The sequence below is a fragment of the Bacteroides fluxus YIT 12057 genome (assembly GCF_000195635.1).
In the GTDB taxonomy this organism is placed as follows: domain Bacteria; phylum Bacteroidota; class Bacteroidia; order Bacteroidales; family Bacteroidaceae; genus Bacteroides; species Bacteroides fluxus.
In genome coordinates this window covers 104,851-125,657 of the sequence record NZ_GL882623.1, presented here as the reverse complement: position 1 = coordinate 125,657, position 20,807 = coordinate 104,851, and the positions used below count along the sequence as shown (strand labels likewise).

Annotated in this window: 10 protein-coding genes; 5 read left to right on the top strand and 5 right to left on the bottom strand. The window is 39.7% G+C overall.

Annotated elements, in window-relative coordinates; translation table 11 throughout:
- Positions 1 to 196: 196 nt before the first annotated feature.
- On the top strand, positions 197 to 1,324 hold the full coding sequence (locus HMPREF9446_RS06325; RefSeq protein WP_009124643.1) for an AAA family ATPase: 1,128 nt from the start codon (positions 197 to 199) through the stop codon (positions 1,322 to 1,324).
- A 251-nt stretch (positions 1,325 to 1,575) separates the two neighbouring features.
- Here HMPREF9446_RS06325 and HMPREF9446_RS06320 read toward each other — a convergent pair whose 3' ends face one another.
- The 5 genes from HMPREF9446_RS06320 to HMPREF9446_RS06295 form a co-directional block, all read right to left on the bottom strand.
- Entirely contained in the window at positions 1,576 to 2,994 is a 1,419-nt protein-coding gene (locus HMPREF9446_RS06320; RefSeq protein WP_009124641.1) for a RagB/SusD family nutrient uptake outer membrane protein, read from the bottom strand.
- Positions 2,995 to 3,019: 25 nt separating this feature from the next.
- Entirely contained in the window at positions 3,020 to 5,881 is a 2,862-nt protein-coding gene (locus HMPREF9446_RS06315; RefSeq protein WP_262360192.1) for a SusC/RagA family TonB-linked outer membrane protein, read from the bottom strand.
- Between the two features lie 996 nt (positions 5,882 to 6,877).
- Positions 6,878 to 8,485: a RagB/SusD family nutrient uptake outer membrane protein gene (locus HMPREF9446_RS06305; RefSeq protein ID WP_039968691.1), complete on the bottom strand. Its 1,608-nt coding sequence runs from the start codon at positions 8,483 to 8,485 to the stop codon at positions 6,878 to 6,880.
- Positions 8,486 to 8,505: 20 nt separating this feature from the next.
- Complete coding sequence (locus tag HMPREF9446_RS06300) at positions 8,506 to 11,487, bottom strand: SusC/RagA family TonB-linked outer membrane protein (protein WP_009124636.1); 2,982 nt, start codon at positions 11,485 to 11,487, stop codon at positions 8,506 to 8,508.
- 512 nt (positions 11,488 to 11,999) lie between these two features.
- The gene (locus tag HMPREF9446_RS06295; protein ID WP_009124635.1) at positions 12,000 to 13,184 is read right to left on the bottom strand and encodes a site-specific integrase; all 1,185 of its coding nucleotides are present in this window, start codon (positions 13,182 to 13,184) and stop codon (positions 12,000 to 12,002) included.
- A 452-nt stretch (positions 13,185 to 13,636) separates the two neighbouring features.
- On the opposite strand from HMPREF9446_RS06295, the gene HMPREF9446_RS06290 reads away from it, so the two are divergent.
- From HMPREF9446_RS06290 to HMPREF9446_RS06275, 4 genes are all read left to right on the top strand, one after another.
- Positions 13,637 to 16,621 (top strand): SusC/RagA family TonB-linked outer membrane protein, encoded by a 2,985-nt coding sequence (locus HMPREF9446_RS06290; RefSeq protein ID WP_009124634.1) that lies wholly within the window; start codon positions 13,637 to 13,639, stop codon positions 16,619 to 16,621.
- A 17-nt stretch (positions 16,622 to 16,638) separates the two neighbouring features.
- Complete coding sequence (locus HMPREF9446_RS06285; RefSeq protein ID WP_009124633.1) at positions 16,639 to 18,153, top strand: RagB/SusD family nutrient uptake outer membrane protein; 1,515 nt, start codon at positions 16,639 to 16,641, stop codon at positions 18,151 to 18,153.
- A gap of 28 nt (positions 18,154 to 18,181) precedes the next feature.
- The gene (locus tag HMPREF9446_RS17860; RefSeq protein ID WP_157243319.1) at positions 18,182 to 19,075 is read left to right on the top strand and encodes a Calx-beta domain-containing protein; all 894 of its coding nucleotides are present in this window, start codon (positions 18,182 to 18,184) and stop codon (positions 19,073 to 19,075) included.
- 93 nt (positions 19,076 to 19,168) lie between these two features.
- The gene (locus HMPREF9446_RS06275) at positions 19,169 to 20,806 is read left to right on the top strand and encodes a C10 family peptidase (protein ID WP_172634242.1); all 1,638 of its coding nucleotides are present in this window, start codon (positions 19,169 to 19,171) and stop codon (positions 20,804 to 20,806) included.
- Position 20,807: the final 1 nt, after the last annotated feature.

Sequence of the window (20,807 nt, the reverse complement as noted above, 5' to 3'; positions counted from 1 at the left end):
TAAAAAACATGAAACTTTACCATAAATTAGAAGTCTGTTTTTCACCATAAAGTCATCGCTTACTTATTATAAAATAGAAAATGGAATTCTAATTCTTTCTATTTATATGAAATTAGACTAGAGAATCTATAAAAAAGCATTATGATATTTGTATTATAATAAAGCTATAATTACTTTTGTGTAAAACATTCACTTTATGGAGAAAAATAACCCTTTTATAACCAATGGATATGTATCCGCTGCATATTTTTGTGATCGTGTAACTGAAACAGAAACATTAACCCGTTATATCACAAATGGTAACAATGTAGCTTTAATATCTCCTCGTCGTTTAGGAAAGACGGGCTTAATAGAGCATTGTTTCCATCAAAAACATATCGGGGATAAATATTATACCTTTTTGATCGATGTATATGCAACTAAAAATCTACAGGAGTTTGTTTTCGAACTTGGCAAAGGAATTCTGAATGGCTTGAAACCACGAGGCAGAAAAGCGTGGGATTTATTTTTAAGTTGCTTATCATCACTTCGGGCTGGAATTTCGTTTGATTTCGCAGGAAATCCTGGCTGGAATTTGGAAATGGGAGATATAAAAACTCCTTCCATTACTTTGGATGAAATTTTTTATTATTTGGAGAAAGCTGACAGACCTTGTTTGGTCTCTATTGACGAATTTCAAGCCATTGCCAAATATCCGGAAAAAAACGTTGAGGCTATGTTGCGTACCCACATTCAGCATTGTACCAATGCAAGATTTATTTATGCAGGTTCCCAACGACATATGATGGGCGAAATATTCACGAGTCCAGCACGTCCTTTTTATCAAAGTACAGCTATCATGGAATTACATCCAATAGACATGCGGACATATACGAAATTTATTAGGAAACATTTCATCGTAGCCAATAAAGACATTACAGAAGAAACTATTCAAAACGTATATGAGCGTTTTGAAGGTATAACATGGTATATTCAGTTTATTTCCAACTCATTGTATGCAATGACAGACATAGGTGACATTTGTACGGCAGACAAAGTGAACATAGCAATTGAAAATATTCTGTCTCAGTTGAATTTTACTTATTCTTCTCTTCTTTATCAACTTCCTCCAAAACAAAAAGAAGTATTGTTTGCCATTTGTAAAGAGAGAAAAGCAAAGGAAATTACTTCTTCCAGATTCTTGAAAACCTATAAGTTAACGGCCAGTTCAGTACAAGGAGCCATAAAAGGATTGCTGGACAAGGATTTTGTCACTTGTGAACTTGGAGAATACAAAGCCTACGACAAGTTTTTTGAAATATGGTTACTGAAACAATCCAAATAATGATCAATTCCTTATTTGTAGTCTGTTTGACAGATAAAGGAGCCATCACGTATCCATCACGGGTATCCGTCACGGGATAGATATCTATGTATCAAGTCAATAGAGTGCATTTCGTGACAGCATGACGGATAAATTACGTTTTTAAACTTTATGATGGAGGCTTTGCCTTCTTTGCCATTGCCTTCAATATAAAAAAGAAGGTGCATCAAATTGACACACCCTCTTGTTTTTTAGAGAACTTATTTCACATCTTATTCATAACCAGGATTTTGTTGATCTCGGATATTAGGATTTGCATCTATTTCTGCTTGTGGAATGGGCATAATGCTACGGTAATCATCCCAGGTTACCGTCACTAAGTCAACTTTATTCAAGAAATGATCCCCTCCTGTACGGGTTACACTCAGTCCTAAACGAAGAATATCATGCAAGCGATGTCCTTCCATCACTAATTCTTTTCTTCTTTCCTTGAGGATTAAGTCGATAGTTGCAGTTACTTTCGGTGCGTTAGGATTTGCCCTTTTCACGATATCATTCAAACAATTGTCTGCGGTTGTCTGATCAATGGAACTTTTTCTTAATGCGGCTTCCGCTGCCATCAAATATACATCTGAAAGACGAATCACACGTATATTGTTTACAGCGATAGCACCGGCACGTCCGGGATATTTGTTGATAAAGCGCTTTTTGCCCTCAGAATCTGTCTGTAACAATCCTAGACGGACATCTTTGGGGTCTTCATTCAACAAGTTTATGAAATCTTGCGTTCCAATGACAGCAGCATATCCTGTAGGATGAGCCACGTAACCAAATAATTCGCGATTACCGGAAGCAAGCGATGTGATTTCCAGTTCAAAAACAGATTCACTTGTGAAGTCTTCAAGCCAAGACGCCACGTAATTTTCATTTTCAATCAATTTGTAGGGTCCGTTTTCAACTACGTCTTTGGCATTATTGTATGCTGCGTCATAATCTCCCTTGTGTAGGTTGACACGTGCCAGCAATGCTTTGGCAGCCCATCTATTGAAGTGTCCATTCACTACATTCTCACTCATCAGCCCTTTGGAATCTTCCAAGTCCTTTAAAACCATGGTGTAGCCTTGGGCTACTGTAGAGCGAGAAGGTAATTCATTGGGGAGCAATACCTTATCCACTAAAGGTACACCTAAAGACGCTCCATTATCTTTCAAATATGGTGTACCGTAGGTCAGCAACAAATCGAAATGGCAAAGTGCTCTGAGTGCCAATGCTTCACCTTTTACCTGGTTCAGTTCGTCGGAAGCGGGAATCACCCCGGATTCTATGGCGCCCAACAATACATTAATACGGTTGATAACTTTATAAGGGATACTCCATAAACCCGATGGAGAAGTATTCTGTCTATACATAAAACGGTAATAGTTCTCTGTGCGTTTGCCAAGCGAAAGAGTCTGTACGTCTTCGCCTCCAACTTCGGCACGGGCTATAAAGTCATTTCCATAGTAAGTATTAGTAATCAGTCCATAGTAGGCGCCATTCAAGGCTATTTGCGCATCTTCCAAATTGGTGATGGCTTCATCGCTATCCACAGCATCGGATGGCGTTACATCAAGATAGCCGTCGCAGGAAGTAAAGGTCATAGTTACCACCATTGCAGCCATCAATATTAATTTTGTATGTATCTTTTTCATTTTCTTTATTTTTGGAGATTATGTTTTATAGTCCGACTTCAATACCGAAAGTGAAACTTTTGGTATTTGGGAAAGCAAATGAGGTGACACCGTTAATGCTTTGTTCCGGATCGACATTCTTGTATGCAGCCCAAGTCAACAGGTTGCTACCGGATACAAATACACGCATGTTACTTATTCCTGCAGTTTTTAATAAACGAGAAGGAAGCGCATAAGAGAGCGAAAGGGATTTCAAACGTAAGTGGTTTGAACTCTTCATGTGGCGGTCACTGCCGTAACGGGCATATTGGTAACCGTTAATACGGCGGGGAACATCTGTTATGTCACCGGGCTTTTGCCATCTTTTCAACTGGTCTTCACCAATAGCGGTGTAGAAAGCTTCACCGTCTGTTTCGAGGTACAGCAGAGCCGCATCGTTCATGATATGCCCTCCTAACGTGAAGGAAAAAAGGGCATTCAATTCCAAGCCTTTCCAAGAAATGGAATTTCTCCAGCCACCTACAATCGTAGGATCAGGCTTACCTGCAACAATTCGTTGAGCCTGTGCCGGATTCTTTGTAAGTTCCTTGTTTAAAGAGCCGTCTTCATTTTGGGTATTCAATACCCACTGTTCTTCTCCTGTTTCAGGATCTACGCCTGCCCATTCTCTTGTCCACCAAGAATAATAAGATTCACCCTCTCTCAATATAGTAGTTCCACTGATAATATCCTGTCCACCATACAATTTGGTCACTTTATTTCTGTTATGAGACAAAGCCAGTCCGGTATTCCATCTTATCTGTGAATCCTTAAAAACATCTGCACTGATATCCAATTCCACACCTCTGTTGTTCATAGACCCTACATTCTTCAGTACAGAGGAAAAACCTACTACCATAGAAGTAGGGACTTTTTGCAATAAATCCTTTGTGTCACGGTTATAATAGTCAAACGAAATGTTTATACGGTCAAATAAACGTGCGTCAAAACCAATATTCAAGTTGTTGTTCTTTTCCCATGCCAAATCGGGATTAGCGATGTTGCTTGGTGCAGAACCCGGGTTGTCTTGATAGTTATAGCCATTACCGAACAAACTCAAATGTTCATAGTACTGGCTTGGCAATGTACCGTTCACACCATAGGAAGCTCTGATTTTTAAGTCGGTAATGATATCTGCCGTGCTTTCCATGAATGCTTCTTGGCTGATTCGCCATGCAGCAGAAGCAGACCAGAAGTTACCCCAACGTTTGTTACTTCCTAAACGTGAGCTACCGTCACGACGGAAGGTTCCGGAAGCGTAATATTTGCCGTCATAGTCGTAGTTGAAACGGGAAAGGAAAGACAGCAGCTTGTCATCAGAATAACCGGAAGATGCGGTTTTAGGTGTTGATGAGTTCTCCAATTCCGGAAGTTTATCATTGGGATAGCCGGAGCCGACCGCTTGTACATATCTAGTGCTTCTATCATCTACATCCCAACCAATCAAGGCATCTACATTATGCTTACCGCCAAATGTTTTTATATAATTTAATATAGTAGAAGAGTATAAATTATGGAACTGATAAGGAATCTTAATCATTAATCCTTTATGAACCTCTCCATTGTTTGAGGTGCTGGGCCAGTAGGTAGTTGATTCATTGAAAATAAAATCGTAGCTCAATGTTTGTTTAAGAGTCAACCCTTCGATAATTCGATAAGAGGCCCATAAAGAATTAAAACTTCTGATGACGGCAGACGTGTTCTTGTCCAGACCTTGATCTTTAATGATATTAGGCAGTTTAAGGGCAGCCAAGATACCGCCTTCATTATAAGAACCGTCTTCATTGTAAATCGGGGTATTCGGCATGTAAGCGTAATTGGTCATAAAAAACGGGTTAGCGTAAGCTGTACCTTCGCTTGTCACTTCTGACTCTTGCTTTGAAAAAGAAAGATTCACTCCCATCTGCGTTCTCTCATCCGCTGATTTGTGAGTTGCATTTACACGTCCCAAATAACTTTCCAGATTAGAAGTTTTCACCATTCCTTCTTCTTTTTTGTAAGCCAGTGAAGCATAGAATGTAGTTTTTTCACTTCCTCCTTGAGCCGAGAATTCGTAGTTTTGTGAGTTGCCATGCTTATTAAAAGCTGCGCCTTTCCAGTCAGCATAGCTGTCTTTTTTCGGGACATAAGCTTCAGTCCAACTTTTTGCATAGGCATGTGCATCTTCTTCTGATGCATTCTTGTAAAGAATGGCTTCATTATAAAAGGCTTCGTATGCCAATTCGTGTTGTTGGTCACCGTTCACTGTTTTATAGTTTTCAACAGCCCAATCACTCACACCCCAACTCGCTTTGAAGTTTAGTTTAGTTTTACCTTCTTTTCCTCGCTTGGTTGTAATCAAGATAACACCGTTTGCTGCGCGTGAACCATATAATGAAGCTGCAGCAGCATCTTTCAAGATAGTGATATTCTCGATATCTTCAGGATTTAAAGAGGCCATGACGTTAAATGATTTGCTGTCACCAGTTACTCCGGACACAGCAATGTCACCGGATGCCACGGGTACGCCGTCAATAACATACAGCGGATTGTTGGAAGCATTCATAGAACCGGTTCCACGTACACGAATGCTCAAGGCCGCTCCCGGTTGCCCACTTGTTGAGTTTACTGTAACTCCAGGAGTAGATCCTTGTAAAGCCTGCTCAAACGACACGACAGGCACATCTTTTAATGCTTTGTCACCTTTGACTGATGATGCGGCACCTGTGAATGAAGACTTCTTTGCTGTACCATAAGCGACAACCATCACTTCATCAAGCATTTCAGAATCAGACTTCATAATTACTTTCAAATTTGCTTTGATAGCCACCTCTTGCGTCTGCATGCCAATGTAAGAAATCACCAAAGTTTTCGCGGAACTACTATTTATATAATCAATTGATAATAAGAGATATATAACAGACGGTGTAAATCGGTTTTATAAAATATCCTCTTTATAAAGTATTGGCATAGGGTTATTAATACATAAGTCTCTACTTATGTGATACTATTAAAAGATATAAAGTATTGACTATCTGATAGATATTATAAATACAGCATATTAATCTGAGATATTGGACAACACTTCCGGTGATACGGTATACGAGTTTTGTAAATATCAGAAAAACATTCTACTTTTACTAAAATATTTACTTGCATTTTTTGTTTGGTAATGACAATCCATATTTTATGTAAAATAATATTCGTATCACTATTAAAATATAGCCATCATGAATCTCTTGCTTATTGACGAATCGGTATATACAGACTTTCTTCAGAAGCATTTTTAGAAAAACAAAAAAACGAATTGAACAAGAAACTATTCATCCCATATATAGTCATTTTGAAGGGGTTACTTGATATATCCAGTTTGTTTCCAATACACTTTATGCAATGATTTTGCCTAGTGAAATTTATACAATAGCCAAAGGGGAAACGGTCATTGCCAATATTCTGGCACAGTTAAATTTCATCTATCCTTCTCTCTTATTTCAACTTCCACCGAAACAAAAGGAAAGCATTGATGATTGTCTATAAAGAAGGAAAGTCAAGAAAAATAGCGGTTTTCAAATTTCTGAGGACTTATAAAGTGATGGCAAATTATGTACAGGATACCATAAAGAGATTATTAGAAAAGGACTTTGTGAGCAATGAATTGGGCGAGTATTCTGTATATTACCAATTCTTTGAAATTTGACTGAGAAAATTTATTTGTTTTTTAACATTTAAGAGCAAAACAGAAATTTACTTTACACCAAATAAAATGCAAATTATGTTCATTTGCTTAATACTGGTTATTATAGGTATGCAGAAAAGATAAATAAAACAAGAGGCCGATGTTTCAAATACATTTTTGAAACATCGGCCTCTTAGTAATGTCAGTTTATTATTCTCCTAACCATGTATCATAACATCCACTTGGATCGGGATTATCATATCCCCTTAGAGCCTCATTGTTATTTTCTTCTGTTTGAACAATACAGAAGTTCATCCATGCAGGTCTGCCGTTTGTATTAAGACGTGCAGCATCACTCCAATTCGTCCCAGAGTATCCACGTGTAACGGACAGATTTAAGCGCTTGATGTCATAAAAAGTAGTACCTTCACCCCACAACTCAATACGTTTCTGCAGAAGTATCTCGTCAATAATATCCGGGTTATTACATACATAAGAAGGGTCACGGTAAGTTATCATGAACGACTCTAATAGAGATTTACCTTCGCCTGCATTAAGATGAGCAGCAGCTTCTGCCTCTATTAGATACATTTCTTCTACACGCATGAATGGATAAGCTGATGCTGAACCTACGGTGTAATCATTCATGTTACCATTACCCGGACGGAACTTAACACCTGTATATGCAGGTAAATAGTCGTCTATAGACGGGTCAATATAAGGGGTCTGCCCTTCCAACGCGCTACCAGCAGGCGCCTTCCACGCTTTTTTACGAAAATCTGTATCCTTGATTCTAGCGTATAGCTTAGCGTCAATCTTACTCATAATACCGCCTCCGTTGGCCCAAGCATATCCATACAAAGCCTCCGGTGACATAAAAGAAGCCCAATTTAAGATACCTGTCTGTACAGCCTCATCTTCGGACTGCATTTGCGAACCCCACATCCAACAGGAGATGTCATTAAAGCCACTTGTGGTACTCAACCATTGTTCCTCTGTCATTGGAGATGTTTTACTTGTATTAATAGCTTTACGTGCATAGTCTTTTGCATTGGTATATTCTCCTAGCCACATATAATAGCGTGCTTTTAGGCCATATACGGCATCTAAGTGAGGAAGCGTTTTAATCATAGAGGTTAAGTTGGGGATATATTCCTCAGCCTTGTTTAGGTCATTTAGGATGAACACAGCCATCTCTTCCCGTGTAACACGAGGGTTATTACGTGCTTCTTCTTCCGTAGTTGTTTCTGTTACAATAGGGACAGTAAGATGTAAAACGTTATTTCCATCCCTATTTATGGGAGAAATCTTGTCGTTCTCCAAAAACTCATAAGATTGTGCCATATCTAGATACAACATAGCACGAAAAGCATGGCCTACTCCTAGGTATCCCAATTGAGTGTCGGTTGCATTGTCAGTGTTGACGGCACTAATCATATTATTAGCAGTCTGCACAAACTGCCAATAATAGTTCCAGATAAATTGACTGGCAGCCGTGTTAGGACCTATACCGGTATTGGTAAACCAAAATTGGTACCAAATCTGATAAGCACTAGCTTGTATGGCAAGATCACCGGTCATTACGTCACGAATGTGAATCAACGAGCCGTATCCCCATTCCCAATCATTTCCTGCTACATTTTCAACTTTATTGGCAAATGCTGGCATGGCCCATAACAGCGCTTCTGTCGCCTTATCTGAAGCTCCCAATTGGTCAGTAGTAGCGACATTGGTAGGCATTGTTTCATCAATACAACTACTCAACATGAGAGAGGCAGAGCAGCAGACGCTTAATAGTATTTTAGATATATTTTTCATATTCAATTAATTTATAATTATTAGAAAGTTAATGTAATACCACCAGAGATGGTGCGTACAGGCGCATAGAAAGAGGTTGTGGTGGTACCGCTAATACTTTGTCTCGGATCCATGCCCTTACGCTTTGACCACAGATATACATTATCGGCTGCCATATATACGCGAAGTTTTTCTACTCCAAAGGTTCGGCAGATACGTGTGGGTAAAGTATAACCGGCATTAATGTTTTGCAAGCTTAAATAAGAGGCGCTAGTCAAAAAGCGGTCAGAAGAGGAAGCTGTGTATTCGTCACCATATTGGAAGCGGGGAATGTTGCTTGCAGTATTACCTGTTGTCCAGGAATTAAGCAAGTCTTTATGGAAGGCTTTCCCTCTACTTTGTGCTGTTGGTGAAGACATCATACTAGCATAGTCGCTATCATATACTTGTCCGCCAATTTGATAAGCAAAATCAATAGAAACGTCAAAACCTTTATAGTTGAATGCCGTATTAAAACCTCCATATACATCCGGCAGTGAAGTCCCACACAAATAGTAGTCGGCCTGTGAAGGATTAGTCACGGTTTCCCTCCCAATCACTTTACCGTTTTCATCTTTTATGTTTTTGTAGAACAATGATTCACCGTCTTCATTTACGCCTGCATATTTGTTTAAATAGAAAGTATAGAGTGATACCCCTTCTCCATAATATTTATTACCGCTGCTGTAACCTTTTACACCATCTACTTCCATCGTCTTGCGCTCTTCGGGTAGATAAGTGACTTTATTTTTGTAGTGGGTCATGTTTAGTCCCAAATCCCATTGGAAATCGTTAGTCTTAATTAATGTGCCTTTTAATTCCACTTCCAATCCCAAGTTACGCATATCGCCTACATTAGCATAATAGGAGGTATAACCGTAAGAAGGAGGCAAAGGGAATGAGAAAAGCATATCCGTAGTTTTACGGTTAAAGAATTCGATGGTACCAGTTAAACGTTGTTTGAAGAACTCGAAATCTATACCCATGTTAAAGTTGGCACTAGTTTCCCAAGTGATATCCTTATTCCCTAAAGTATAGGGAACAGCAGCCGGATTACCAGAGGAGTTTACAATATTGTATGTATTTACATAACGATAGTTTCCAATATTATCGTTACCTTGTGAACCATATGATACTTTAAACTTTAACATATTAACCCATTCGATATCAAACCAATCTTCATGTGTAATGTTCCAAGCTGCACTGGCCGACCAGAAGTTACCCCAACGATTGTCCGGATGAAAGCGGGAAGAAGCGTCGCGGCGGTAGGAACCGGAAACGAAGTATTTTTCAGCGTAGTCGTATTGAATGCGGCCAAAGTAACCTTCCGTATTATAGTCCGTTGTATATGAATCTGAGTTACCATTGGTAATGGCACCCGCCAATTCATGATTGGTTGGGTCAAACATGTTCGACTTGTTGGCCAATATATAGTAATATTTTTGACGATACGATTCATGACCTAACATGATATCCACATTGTGGAGTCCAAAGTCCTTTTTCCAAGTCAGTAATTGTTGGAAATTATAAGAGAGATCGCGCGTGTGGTATTTGTATAGGATACCGTTTGAACTAGCATATTGTCCATAATATGGGTTGGTCACCTGTGTAGTACGAGTTTCATCCACATATACACTATTGGTAGAAGTGAACTTAAAATCTTTCAAGAAACGTACCTCAAAGAACCCAGATGCATTCATGGAGTTACCTTCGCCATTGTTAGTATTAAGGCGGGACTCAGCAATGGCATTTGAACCGAAATAAATGGGACGCCCCAATCCTGCATTTTCACCTTGACCAAAGTCATACCAAATGAAACCGTTTGAGTCTTGCATGATATTACCGCTGCCGTCACGTAAAAATAATGGATAGATTGGCGCGATCTGTGTAGCAATAGCAAATACGTTGCCTGATGAGCCACTGCTTCCGTCTTCATTCAACGAATTAGCTTCATAGTGAGTATAGGCCATATTAGCGCCAACTTTCAACCACTCTTTTACTTGATAATCAGCCCTTAATCGACCTGTTAAACGTTCATAGTCCGAGTTGGCAGTAATACCTTCATTATTCAAATAGTTAACAGAAGCATAAAAAGATGACTTATCGTTACCGGCTGTAATACTCACATTGTATTCTTGCCGGAGGCTATTGCGGTAAGCTTCATCAATCCATTTGTCTGGTCTTACCAAGAATTGTTGTCCATCTACGTTTATTAAGTTACCCAAAGTTGCATTGGGATTTAGTTTTCCGTTTTCTCCAATTAAGTATTCACCATTAGGCAGGCTGTACACATTGTATCCCAAACCATAATCATCGTATGCAGTCATATGAGCCATAGTTTGTTGATAAGCATCATTGGTGCTCAATCCTCTTCCTAAGAAATAATTATTCAATGCTCCATAATACATTTCATAATATTGTCCCGGATTGCTAATCATGTCATAATTGCGGCTAGCTCGTGAATTGGATCCCCATTTAGCATCCAAAGTGACTGTTGCTTGCCCACTATTCCCTTTTTTAGTGGTAATCATAATAACACCATTAGCGCCACGTGCACCATACAAAGCATTGGAAGCGGCATCTTTCAATACGGTCATAGACTCGATATCTTGATTATTAAGGTTGTTCAGATCGCCATCGTATGGTACACCATCGAGGATAATCAGCGGATCATTTGCAGCATTGATGGAACTGATACCACGGATACGAATTTTGGCTTGCCCGTCTTTGTTAGAAGTGCTTCCGCCTGGTTGCCCAGAGGCTGCATTAAATTGTACACCGGCTACTCGCCCGTTTAAAGCACTTGTCGGGTCTGAAGTCTGTACTTTTTCTAACTTTTCCGAAGAAACAACACTGGCTGATCCAGTAAAAGACGAACGTTTTGCAGTACCATAAGCTGTAACTAGTACCTCATCAAGTACTTCTGTATCAGATTTCAATATAATCTTTACGCTTGGTTTAATTGCCACCTCTTGCGTCTGCATACCAATGTAAGAAATCACCAAAGTTTTCGCGGAACTAATAAATATATATATGACTTATAATCAGTGCTATATTTGGAGTGGAGGAAAAAATCGTTATTATGAAATGTGGCTTACAATATACTGAAGATGGTGTAAAAACAAGATAAACTTACCCGTTTGCTACTATATTATGGCAATTACAACATTCATCCAGTGATTTTTTCAATACCAAATACTTTTGTGTGGGAGTCTGAATGTGATTTATACTGTATCCAACAGTTTATATAGACGAATTATCAGCTTGACATAGAAAACGCTTAGATTTGATGGTACAGATTCTTAAGCGAAAGAAAAAACATATATCATTCAATGTTATACCATTTATTCACCAAAAATGAAGCTTTTAAGGCGCTAATGTCTTAGAACTACATCATTTTATCATTCAAATTTATATACATCAAAAAGGGTGTAGCCTTTATGCGGTTAGGGCTACACCTTTTCAGTGCCAAGGCTACACCCTTTGGAGGATAGGGCTACACCTTTTTCTTCCAAGGTATAAGTGAGTGGTTCTTTTCTAGGTCGTGAACGATTGTCATATCCATAACATTAGTATATACTTGTGTGGTTTTCACGCTTTTATGTCCTAATAATTTTTGTACAGTTGTTATATTAACCCCATTATATATTAGTAAAGTTGCATTAGTATGACGTGCTGTATGGAAAGATATTTTTTTTGACAATCCCGCTAAGCGAGCTAAAATAATCAAGTCTTTGTTTACATTTGAATTATCTCTAAGATGGAAGAAGTCTTGAATATTGTCTTGATATTTTTCCAAAATGACAAGACCTTTCTTTTCAAAAAGAAGATATAATGGTAGTCTGACTTCCGTATTAGTTTTGACAGATTTATAAATTAGCCAAGTTTCTTTGTGTATTTCTACGATATTATCAGGTGTTAGGCTGATAAAGTCGGAATATCTCATTCCGGCATAACAACAAAACAAAAACGCATCTAAAGTTTTCTGATACTTAGTGTATCTCCCAATTAAATTCAGCCTCTCTAGCTTTTCCAACTCTTCTGGAGCTAAATGTGTATGTTTATTCTCTATGGTTTTAATTTTATATTTCCGGAAAGCATATTTTTGTATCTCCATATAATCTTTATTAATAGCAACATTGATATGGCGTTTTAGATGCTTCATATGCTTAGCGATCGTATTGGTGTGATATCCTTTAGACTGCAAAAAATATTCGAACGATGATATAAACTCAAATGTTAAATCAGAGAATGATACATCTTTTTTAAATTCTTGCAATAATGTAAGAGTTGAGAGATGATTTCTTTTAGTACTTTCTTTCAATGCGGAATTTGTAACTTCTTGCCTAAAAAAGGGGATAAAAGAAGTTTTGTTCTCGCTTGTACCTAATACATCTTTCAATAATTCCAAAGAAATACGTCGTCCTTGTTGCCATAACTCCAATTCTTTTTTTTCTATCTTTGACATATACTCATATATCAATCGATTTAAAGCATCCGCATTAGGGTGGTTTTTAACGACAAGCTTTTTGGTATCCCATTGTTCAGGCTTTAAATAAACTTTTGTAGAGAAGTACTTTTTCTTTCTGTCCAAATAAGCTTCTACTTGAACTAATGCCATCCCTTTTTTGTTGAGGCATTTTTTTCTGTTGTACACCAAATTGTAAATAATTTTACTCATCTCTTGTTTTTTTGATTAATACTATGAACAAATAAGACGATATTCTGTGCACTATGAGAGTTGAAGAAGACTTAATATCTGTAAAAAGGGCCTTTTAGTTTCATATTCTTGTTCTTTTTTGGTATTTAAGAACATTCAATTTGTCTTGGAAGAGAAAGAAAATGAGCTTGTACACCTCTTTTTTTTAACCATTTTGTTTTAAAATATATGTATTTCACCAGATAGAATGCTAAAATAAGCGAATCAGAGTGATAGTTAATGCAACTCTATTTAGGTTTTTTAAATGCAAAAAAGCTGTTGTTAAGCATAAAAATCGTTCTTTTATTAACAAATTGATAGAATTACAAGGATTTTTCATTAAAATAATTGCCCGTTTCAGTTTTATTAATATATTTGCATTTTGTTAGAGTAAAGAAACAATTAATGTAAAGTTAAACTTTAAGAGAGAATTTATGAAAAGAAAATTAATGCTGTTATTGGCCTGTCTTTTTGTAGGAATAGGCCTAGTAACTGCCCAGACACAGAAAGTTACAGGTGTTGTGATTTCTGAAGAAGACGGGCAGCCAGTTATTGGAGCCTCTGTATTGGTAAAAGGTACACAAATAGGTGCCATTACCGGTGTAGATGGTGATTTTACATTACCGAACGTACCAAGTTCCGCGAAAACTTTGGTGATTTCTTACATTGGTATGCAGGAGCAAGAAGTTGATATTCAACCTACTATGAAAATCATCATGAAATCCAATACAGAGTTATTGGACGAGGTGATTGTAGTTGGTTATGGTACAGGCAGAAAATTAGGTTCTGTGGTAGGTTCCGTAAGTACCGTGAACAATACGAAGTTGGAAAAAAATCCTACTACCAATTTTACAGATGCACTATCAGGGCAAGTATCTGGTTTGTCTGTACTTTCCGGTTCAGGAGACCCTTCCAAGTCCGCTTCCATTCGCTTACGCGGTGTAAGCTCTATTAACGCTGGTACAACTCCCTTGTTTATATTAGATGGCTCACCTATTTCTTCAACAGTTTTCAATTCGCTGAACCCAGGTGACATTGAAAACATCACAGTACTAAAAGATGCTGCATCCACAGCTATTTACGGTTCGCGTGCAGCCAATGGCGTCATTGTAATCACTAGTAAGAAAGGAAAATTCAATGAAAAAGCAACTGTGACTTTACGAGGCCAATTCGGTTTCTCAAGCATGGTTGAAGACCAAGTAGAAATGATGAACTCCAAACAATATTTGAAGTTCCGCGAGATGTTGGGGCAACCGTTGTCACAAGAAGCACAGGATGCCATCAATAAGTATGGAATTGACACTAACTGGAGAGATGAAGTTTTCGATGGAAGCGCACCTACTTATACACTTGATGCCAACATACGTGGAGGTGGCAGCAACACATCTTATTATTTATCTTTAAACCATCACGACCAACAAGGTATAGTTGATCAATCCGGTTTACGTCGCGAATCCTTACGTTTCAACTTCGATGCCCGCGTGAAGAAATGGCTGAAAGTAGGCATACAGTCCAATTTGGGTTATGCAAAATATAATACTAACAATGAAATTGAGGCAACTAATGCCATCTATGGTACCAACCCGGCATTCTTTGCCCGCAAAGCTATGCCCTACGATTCTCCGCGCTACTATACTATCAATGACGGAAAGCTTACGTGGGGTGACAAAGCGCAATATCTGCACTTCTCTCAAACACCGACAGTGGACTACATCAACGATACACGCGACATTCAAAAACGCTTAGTGACAGCCAATATCAACTTATTTCAAGAGCTTACTCCCATCAAAGGATTGACCATTAGAGCTCAACAGGCTTTAAACGCTTTTGACTACCGCGGCTCAAACATTTATTTCCCGACTGATGACCTTGAAACACCAATGGGTGACGTCTATAAGGGAGACACCGGTGCACGTAGCGAATCTTTCCAAAGATATTACACTTGGACTTATACGAATACGGCTGAATACAAGTTTCACATAGAAGACCATAACATTACACTGCTGGCCGGACAAGAGTCCATCATCGCCAAGGATGAAAGTTTTGGAGTAATGTCATCCGGGCATACAGACTCACGTCAGTTGTTCCTGCAGCAAGGAACAAAAGTTGCTCCCACTGATTTGAGCCAAGCTTTAACTGAGTCCGTAGTAAACTCATACTTCTTCACTGGCAGTTATAATTATGCTCAAAAGTATTATGTGGATTTGGCTTTCCGCCGCGACGGAAGTTCCAAATTCGCTCCGAATGACCGTTGGGCAAACTTCTTCTCGGTAGGTGCCATGTGGGATCTGAAAAAAGAAAGATTCATGGACAATATAGACTGGATAAACGAGCTTTCTGTAAAAGCCAGTTATGGTACTACCGGTAACTCCAGCATCGACGACTATGCTTACTTCGGCTTGATTGGAAGCGGAAAGACTTATAACGGCTTAGGTTCTTTAGGTATTTCGCAAGCAAGTAACTACGACTTGACGTGGGAAAAGGTAGCTTCTGCCAATATCGGTCTTAATTTCCGGTTATTCGACCGCTTAAGCATAGGCGCAGACTTCTACCATAAAAAGACAACTGACATGTTGATGGATATTCCTTACTCTCTGACTACCGGATTCAGCAGTGGTGCAGGCAACATCGGCGCCATGGTGAACAAAGGTGTGGATCTGGATGTAGCAGTGGACATCTTCAATACCAATGATTTCCGTTGGAGCGTGAAAGCCAACTTCAATTATAACAAAAATGAAATTACAGAATTATTCAACGGCCGCGATGAATACGCTTTGCCCAACTATGGTTTGAAATATAAAGTAGGGCACTCTGTAGGTGAACTATTCTTTGTTCGTCGGGCTGGTGTAGATCCGCGCGATGGTAAGCAGATTTGGTATGACAAAGATGGCAATTTGACTAAGGTATATAACGAAGAGCGTGATGCCGTGTTACTTGGCAAAGATCGTTTTGCTCCTTATACTGGCGGTTTTGGAACGGAAGCCTCTTGGAAAGGCGTTACCGTAAGTGCCGACTTCACATGGGCTTGGAAGAAATACATGATTAGTAACGATAACTACTTTTTGGAGAACCCGAGCCAAGCTTTGAAGGTTAACCAGACAACGAATATGCTGAATATGTGGACTACTCCAGGTCAGGTTACCGACATACCGGCTGCCAGCGAAGCCATTCAGTTCGATGACCACTTGATTGAAGATGCTTCATTCTTGCGTCTGAAGAATATCACAGTACAATATGCTCTTCCGAAATCCGTATTAAAACACTTGGATGTTCAAAACATAAACATATATTTTACTGGCCGCAACCTCTTGACCGTTACAAAGTTCACTGGATATGACCCTGAACCGGATACTAATTTGGTGAAATTTGGTTACCCGAATACAAGACAGTTCATTTTCGGTTTGGAATTAACATTTTAAATAAGTAAACAACTATTATGAAGAAAATATATTTAGCTATATTATTTTTGGCCGGTCTCTTGGTTACCTCCTGCGACATGGACAAGAGGCCTTATGGGAAACTTGATGACCAAAGTGCTATTCAAGGCGTAAATGACTGCCTGCGATTCCGTAACGGTCTGTATGGCAGTTTTCGAGGATTGACCACAGGTTCGTATGTATATTCTACGGACATTCAAGCGGATTTATTCCATGGTACAATTGCTAATGGTAACCGTGTAGGGTTGATTTCCAATGGAAACATCCTTTCTTCCGATGGCGATATCAAAGCCTATTGGGCAGGATTATACAGTGTAATCAATTCAGCCAACTACCTGCTTGAGAAAATAGAAACCCTACTAAAATCTGACGTTTTTTCTGAAGAGGAAATACGAAATATCAAGAGATATGAAGGTGAAGCTCGCTTCATCAGAGCTTATGCCTACTACTGGTTAGCAGACCATTTTTGCCAGGCCTATTCTGCCGAAAAAGGTGATACACCGGCTCTCGGCCTGCCTATCGTAACAGTTTATCATCCTACAGGTGACAGTAGCGTTTATCCGGGACGTAGCACCCAAAATGAACTTTACTCATTTATTGAGCAAGAAATGGGGGATGCTTACAATGCATTAGTAGAGTTTGAAAAAGCGAACAACGAAAATATAGCCCCTAATGCCATTTATCTGTCATCATATGCCGTTCTGGCTTTCCAGGCTCGTTTGGCCCTGTTGAAAGGTGACAACGCCACTGCTCTGTCTAAAGCGGAAGAAGTGATAAACTCCGGAAAATATCCGCTGACAGAAATTACAGACTATGAAGCCTTGTGGACAAAGGATGAAGGTTCCGAAGTTATCTTCCGCTCATTCATGAGCAATACGGAACTTGGAAATTCCACGGGTTCTACTTATCTGTCTGATAACTTGGATAATGCTGATTACATCCCGACTTTCGATGTGTTGGAATTGTATGGAGACGAAGGAGATATCCGCTTCGACACCTACTTTGAAGTATGGGCGTTGACAGATAGCAAGACTCAAGCTTATGTGTTCAAGAAATATCCAGGTAACGAATCTTTGAAAACAGGAGCTCAGCCCAATTACATGAACATGAGCAAAGTGTTCCGCACCAGTGAATTGTATCTGATTGCCGCTGAAGCTGCTGTTAACACTAACCCGACTTTGGCAAATAAATACTTGAATGATTTACGGAAAAAGCGCATTGCAGGATATGAAGAAAGCAATTACTCTGGTCAAGGATTGGTAAATGCCATACGTACAGAACGTCTGAAAGAATTATTGGGTGAAGGCTTCCGTTTGAGCGACTTACGCCGCTGGGGATTAGGCTTTAAACGTAACCCGTCGCATCCTGAAAACCCGGCCATTGAAAATATTGTAGTGAAACTGGGTGCTGATTTATCATACGAAGCTAGCGATTATCGTTTTGTATGGCCTATTCCGACCGACGAAATGCAAAACAACCCACAATTGAACGGACAACAAAATCCTGGATATTAATTTGTAGAACTTAATGAAATATTCAAATATGAAAATTAACAAAATATTTGCACTGTTGCTGGCAGCGACTTTATTTGCAGCTTGTTCGGATGATGACAATGACTGGAATAATGGGAACGCTACGGTCAGCATGGGACAAACGGAGATATCCGTTAAAGAAAATAAAGGCATATTCAATGTCCCTATTGAGGTAGAGGGGACTCAAAATGGTCCTATTCGCATCACGGTAGAGGTAGCGGAAACCGGTGAAAATCCAGCCATGGATAATATTCACTATTATGTAACTTCGAAGACAATCCTTATTCCTGCAGATGCCACAAGCGGTAATATTGAAATCGCTACAGTAGATGACGATGACATCAATGAAACACGCACTTTCACCGTCACCATTACCAAAGTAGAGGGAGGAAGTATTGGTACCAACGCAGTAACGACCGTATCTTTAAGAGACAATGACTCTGCTTTCTATGAAAAGCTACAAGGCAAATGGAAGATGGAGGGAGCCAGCCCTTATACCGGCAATTTTTCTTGGGATGTGAACGTGATCGGTTATGAAGAGAACGAAGAAGGTTACAACCAAACCCTTTATGTGACCGGTATGATGGGATATGCCTGGACTCAGGCAACATTAGCCTACAATTTTGACATGACAACCAAAAAAGTGACACTGTCATTTGTTTTAGGAACCATGTTTGCCGAGAACGTAGGTTTTACTGATGGCAATTTCGATGTTTATCTGGGAACAGTAAATGGAAATCAGATGGTTACCAGCGGAACTATAGACGGAGAGTGCAGTGAGGATATGAAAACTATTACATTTGATACCTCCAAAGTGCTTTACTTCTTCTTAGCTCCTGCCGGAAGCGGACAACTCAGTGGAAATCTTTGGGATGCAATTGGCAACATCACTATGACCAAATAAGAATATAACCTTTCCTCATTGACATGAAGGATGGAGGGCGTGTCCTTACAAACGGGAACACGCCCTTTCTTTCCTTTTCTAAATTATAATTCCATGAAAAAGCAATGTTTATTTATACTATTGGCATTGATGGCTTTTACGGCAGGATATGCCAAAGAGGTGACGGTACAACAAGCCAAGCAGCATGCAATAGCTTTTATGCGGACACGAGGTGTAAACTCGGTCGGGATACGGAGCATATCCGCCGCAGGAGAAACAGGTAACGCTTATTACATCATCAACCTTGCTCCTGAAGGCTGGATCATTGTATCGGCTGACGACGTGGTAGTTCCCGTTCTGGGATATTCCAAAAGCGGCTCGTTGGACAGCAGTTTGCTACCTGAAAATATGCACTATCTACTGAACGAGTATGAACAGCAAATATTAAAATTAGCACGCATAGTCACATCCCCTCACCGGGGCTGGACGGATGTAGCGGGTGTCAGTACCCGGGCTTCAGAGAAAGAAATTCCCCCGTTGATTGAAGTGAACTGGAACCAGAGTGAACCGTACAACAAGTATTGCCCGCAGAAAAAAGCACTGGTGGGTTGTGTGGCAGTAGCCATGAGCCAAGCCATGAGTGTACAACATTGGCCGGTTCAGCCCAAAGGAAACATCTCGTACACAAGCCCTAATTATGGCGGTCTCAGCATCGATTTCAGCAAGGAGTTATCTTATGACTGGAATCGTATTATGGCAGGGAGCAATAATTTTGACGAAACGGCCCGCCTGCTATACCATGCCGGAATGAGTGTACGTATGAATTATGGTGAAGACGGTTCAGGGATACCAAGCAATGAAGTCTACAGGATATCGGAGGCACTCATAAATAATTTTTCTTACCCGGAATCCGTTTCCTACTATTGGCGTGATGAATATGAAGGAGACTGGGAACAACTGCTCCTTAACGAATTGAATGCAGGAAGAGCGATTATATATAATGCAGTAGATACCCAAAACAATGCAGGTCATAGCTTCAACATTGACGGTTATGACGGTAAAGGACATTTCCACGTAAATTGGGGATGGGGCGGTTATGGAAACGGAGAGTTCTCCATAGATAACTTACGTGACGCAGCTATGCAGATGGATTATGATGCTTATCATGTGGTAGTGGTCGGCATAGGCGCTCCCAACCAGACACTGCGAAGCATCTCACTTAGTAACAACAAGATAGAAGAAGGACTACCTTACGGATCGGTGATCGGAAGCGTAAAGGTGAATGGTGAAGACGTGAAAAGCACTTACGACGTCACAGTGCACGGCACTTATAATTCTGCCAACGGCAGCTATGAGCAGGTTCCTTTCAAGTACGAAAACGGAATGCTGAAAACAACCGAAGTGCTCAATGCCGAAATACCCAAATGGGATATTGAAATAACGGTTAAAGACACGGAAAGCAATACGGAGCTGACACAAATATTCCGCATTGTCGTAGAACCCTGGAAAAGCATTGAGGAGACAACCACATTGAAATATGACAGGCAAAGGCACACTTTCAGATTGACCACGAAGCACAACGTGACCTATGTGCTGAAAGGGGCTGACGGCAGTATCTTAGAGCAAGGGGCGCTTGACCCGTTGCCGGAATTGAATTTAGACGCTTCAGCACTGCCTGCCGGTGAAAACTCGCTGGAACTGAAGTGCGCAGACGAGATAAAGACTATTCGTATAATCTCTAAACTACAATGAG

Bases quoted from the DNA above. Each gene is read 5' to 3' on its own strand.
- HMPREF9446_RS06300 (WP_009124636.1), bottom strand. From the start codon at position 11,487: ATGCAGACGCAAGAGGTGGCAATTAAACCAAGCGTAAAGATTATATTG.
- HMPREF9446_RS06285 (WP_009124633.1), top strand. From the start codon at position 16,639: ATGAAGAAAATATATTTAGCTATATTATTTTTGGCCGGTCTCTTGGTT.
- HMPREF9446_RS17860 (WP_157243319.1), top strand. From the start codon at position 18,182: ATGAAAATTAACAAAATATTTGCACTGTTGCTGGCAGCGACTTTATTT.
- HMPREF9446_RS06325 (WP_009124643.1), top strand. From the start codon at position 197: ATGGAGAAAAATAACCCTTTTATAACCAATGGATATGTATCCGCTGCA.
- HMPREF9446_RS06305 (WP_039968691.1), bottom strand. From the start codon at position 8,485: ATGAAAAATATATCTAAAATACTATTAAGCGTCTGCTGCTCTGCCTCT.
- HMPREF9446_RS06295 (WP_009124635.1), bottom strand. From the start codon at position 13,184: ATGAGTAAAATTATTTACAATTTGGTGTACAACAGAAAAAAATGCCTC.
- HMPREF9446_RS06320 (WP_009124641.1), bottom strand. From the start codon at position 2,994: ATGAAAAAGATACATACAAAATTAATATTGATGGCTGCAATGGTGGTA.
- HMPREF9446_RS06275 (WP_172634242.1), top strand. From the start codon at position 19,169: ATGAAAAAGCAATGTTTATTTATACTATTGGCATTGATGGCTTTTACG.
- HMPREF9446_RS06290 (WP_009124634.1), top strand. From the start codon at position 13,637: ATGAAAAGAAAATTAATGCTGTTATTGGCCTGTCTTTTTGTAGGAATA.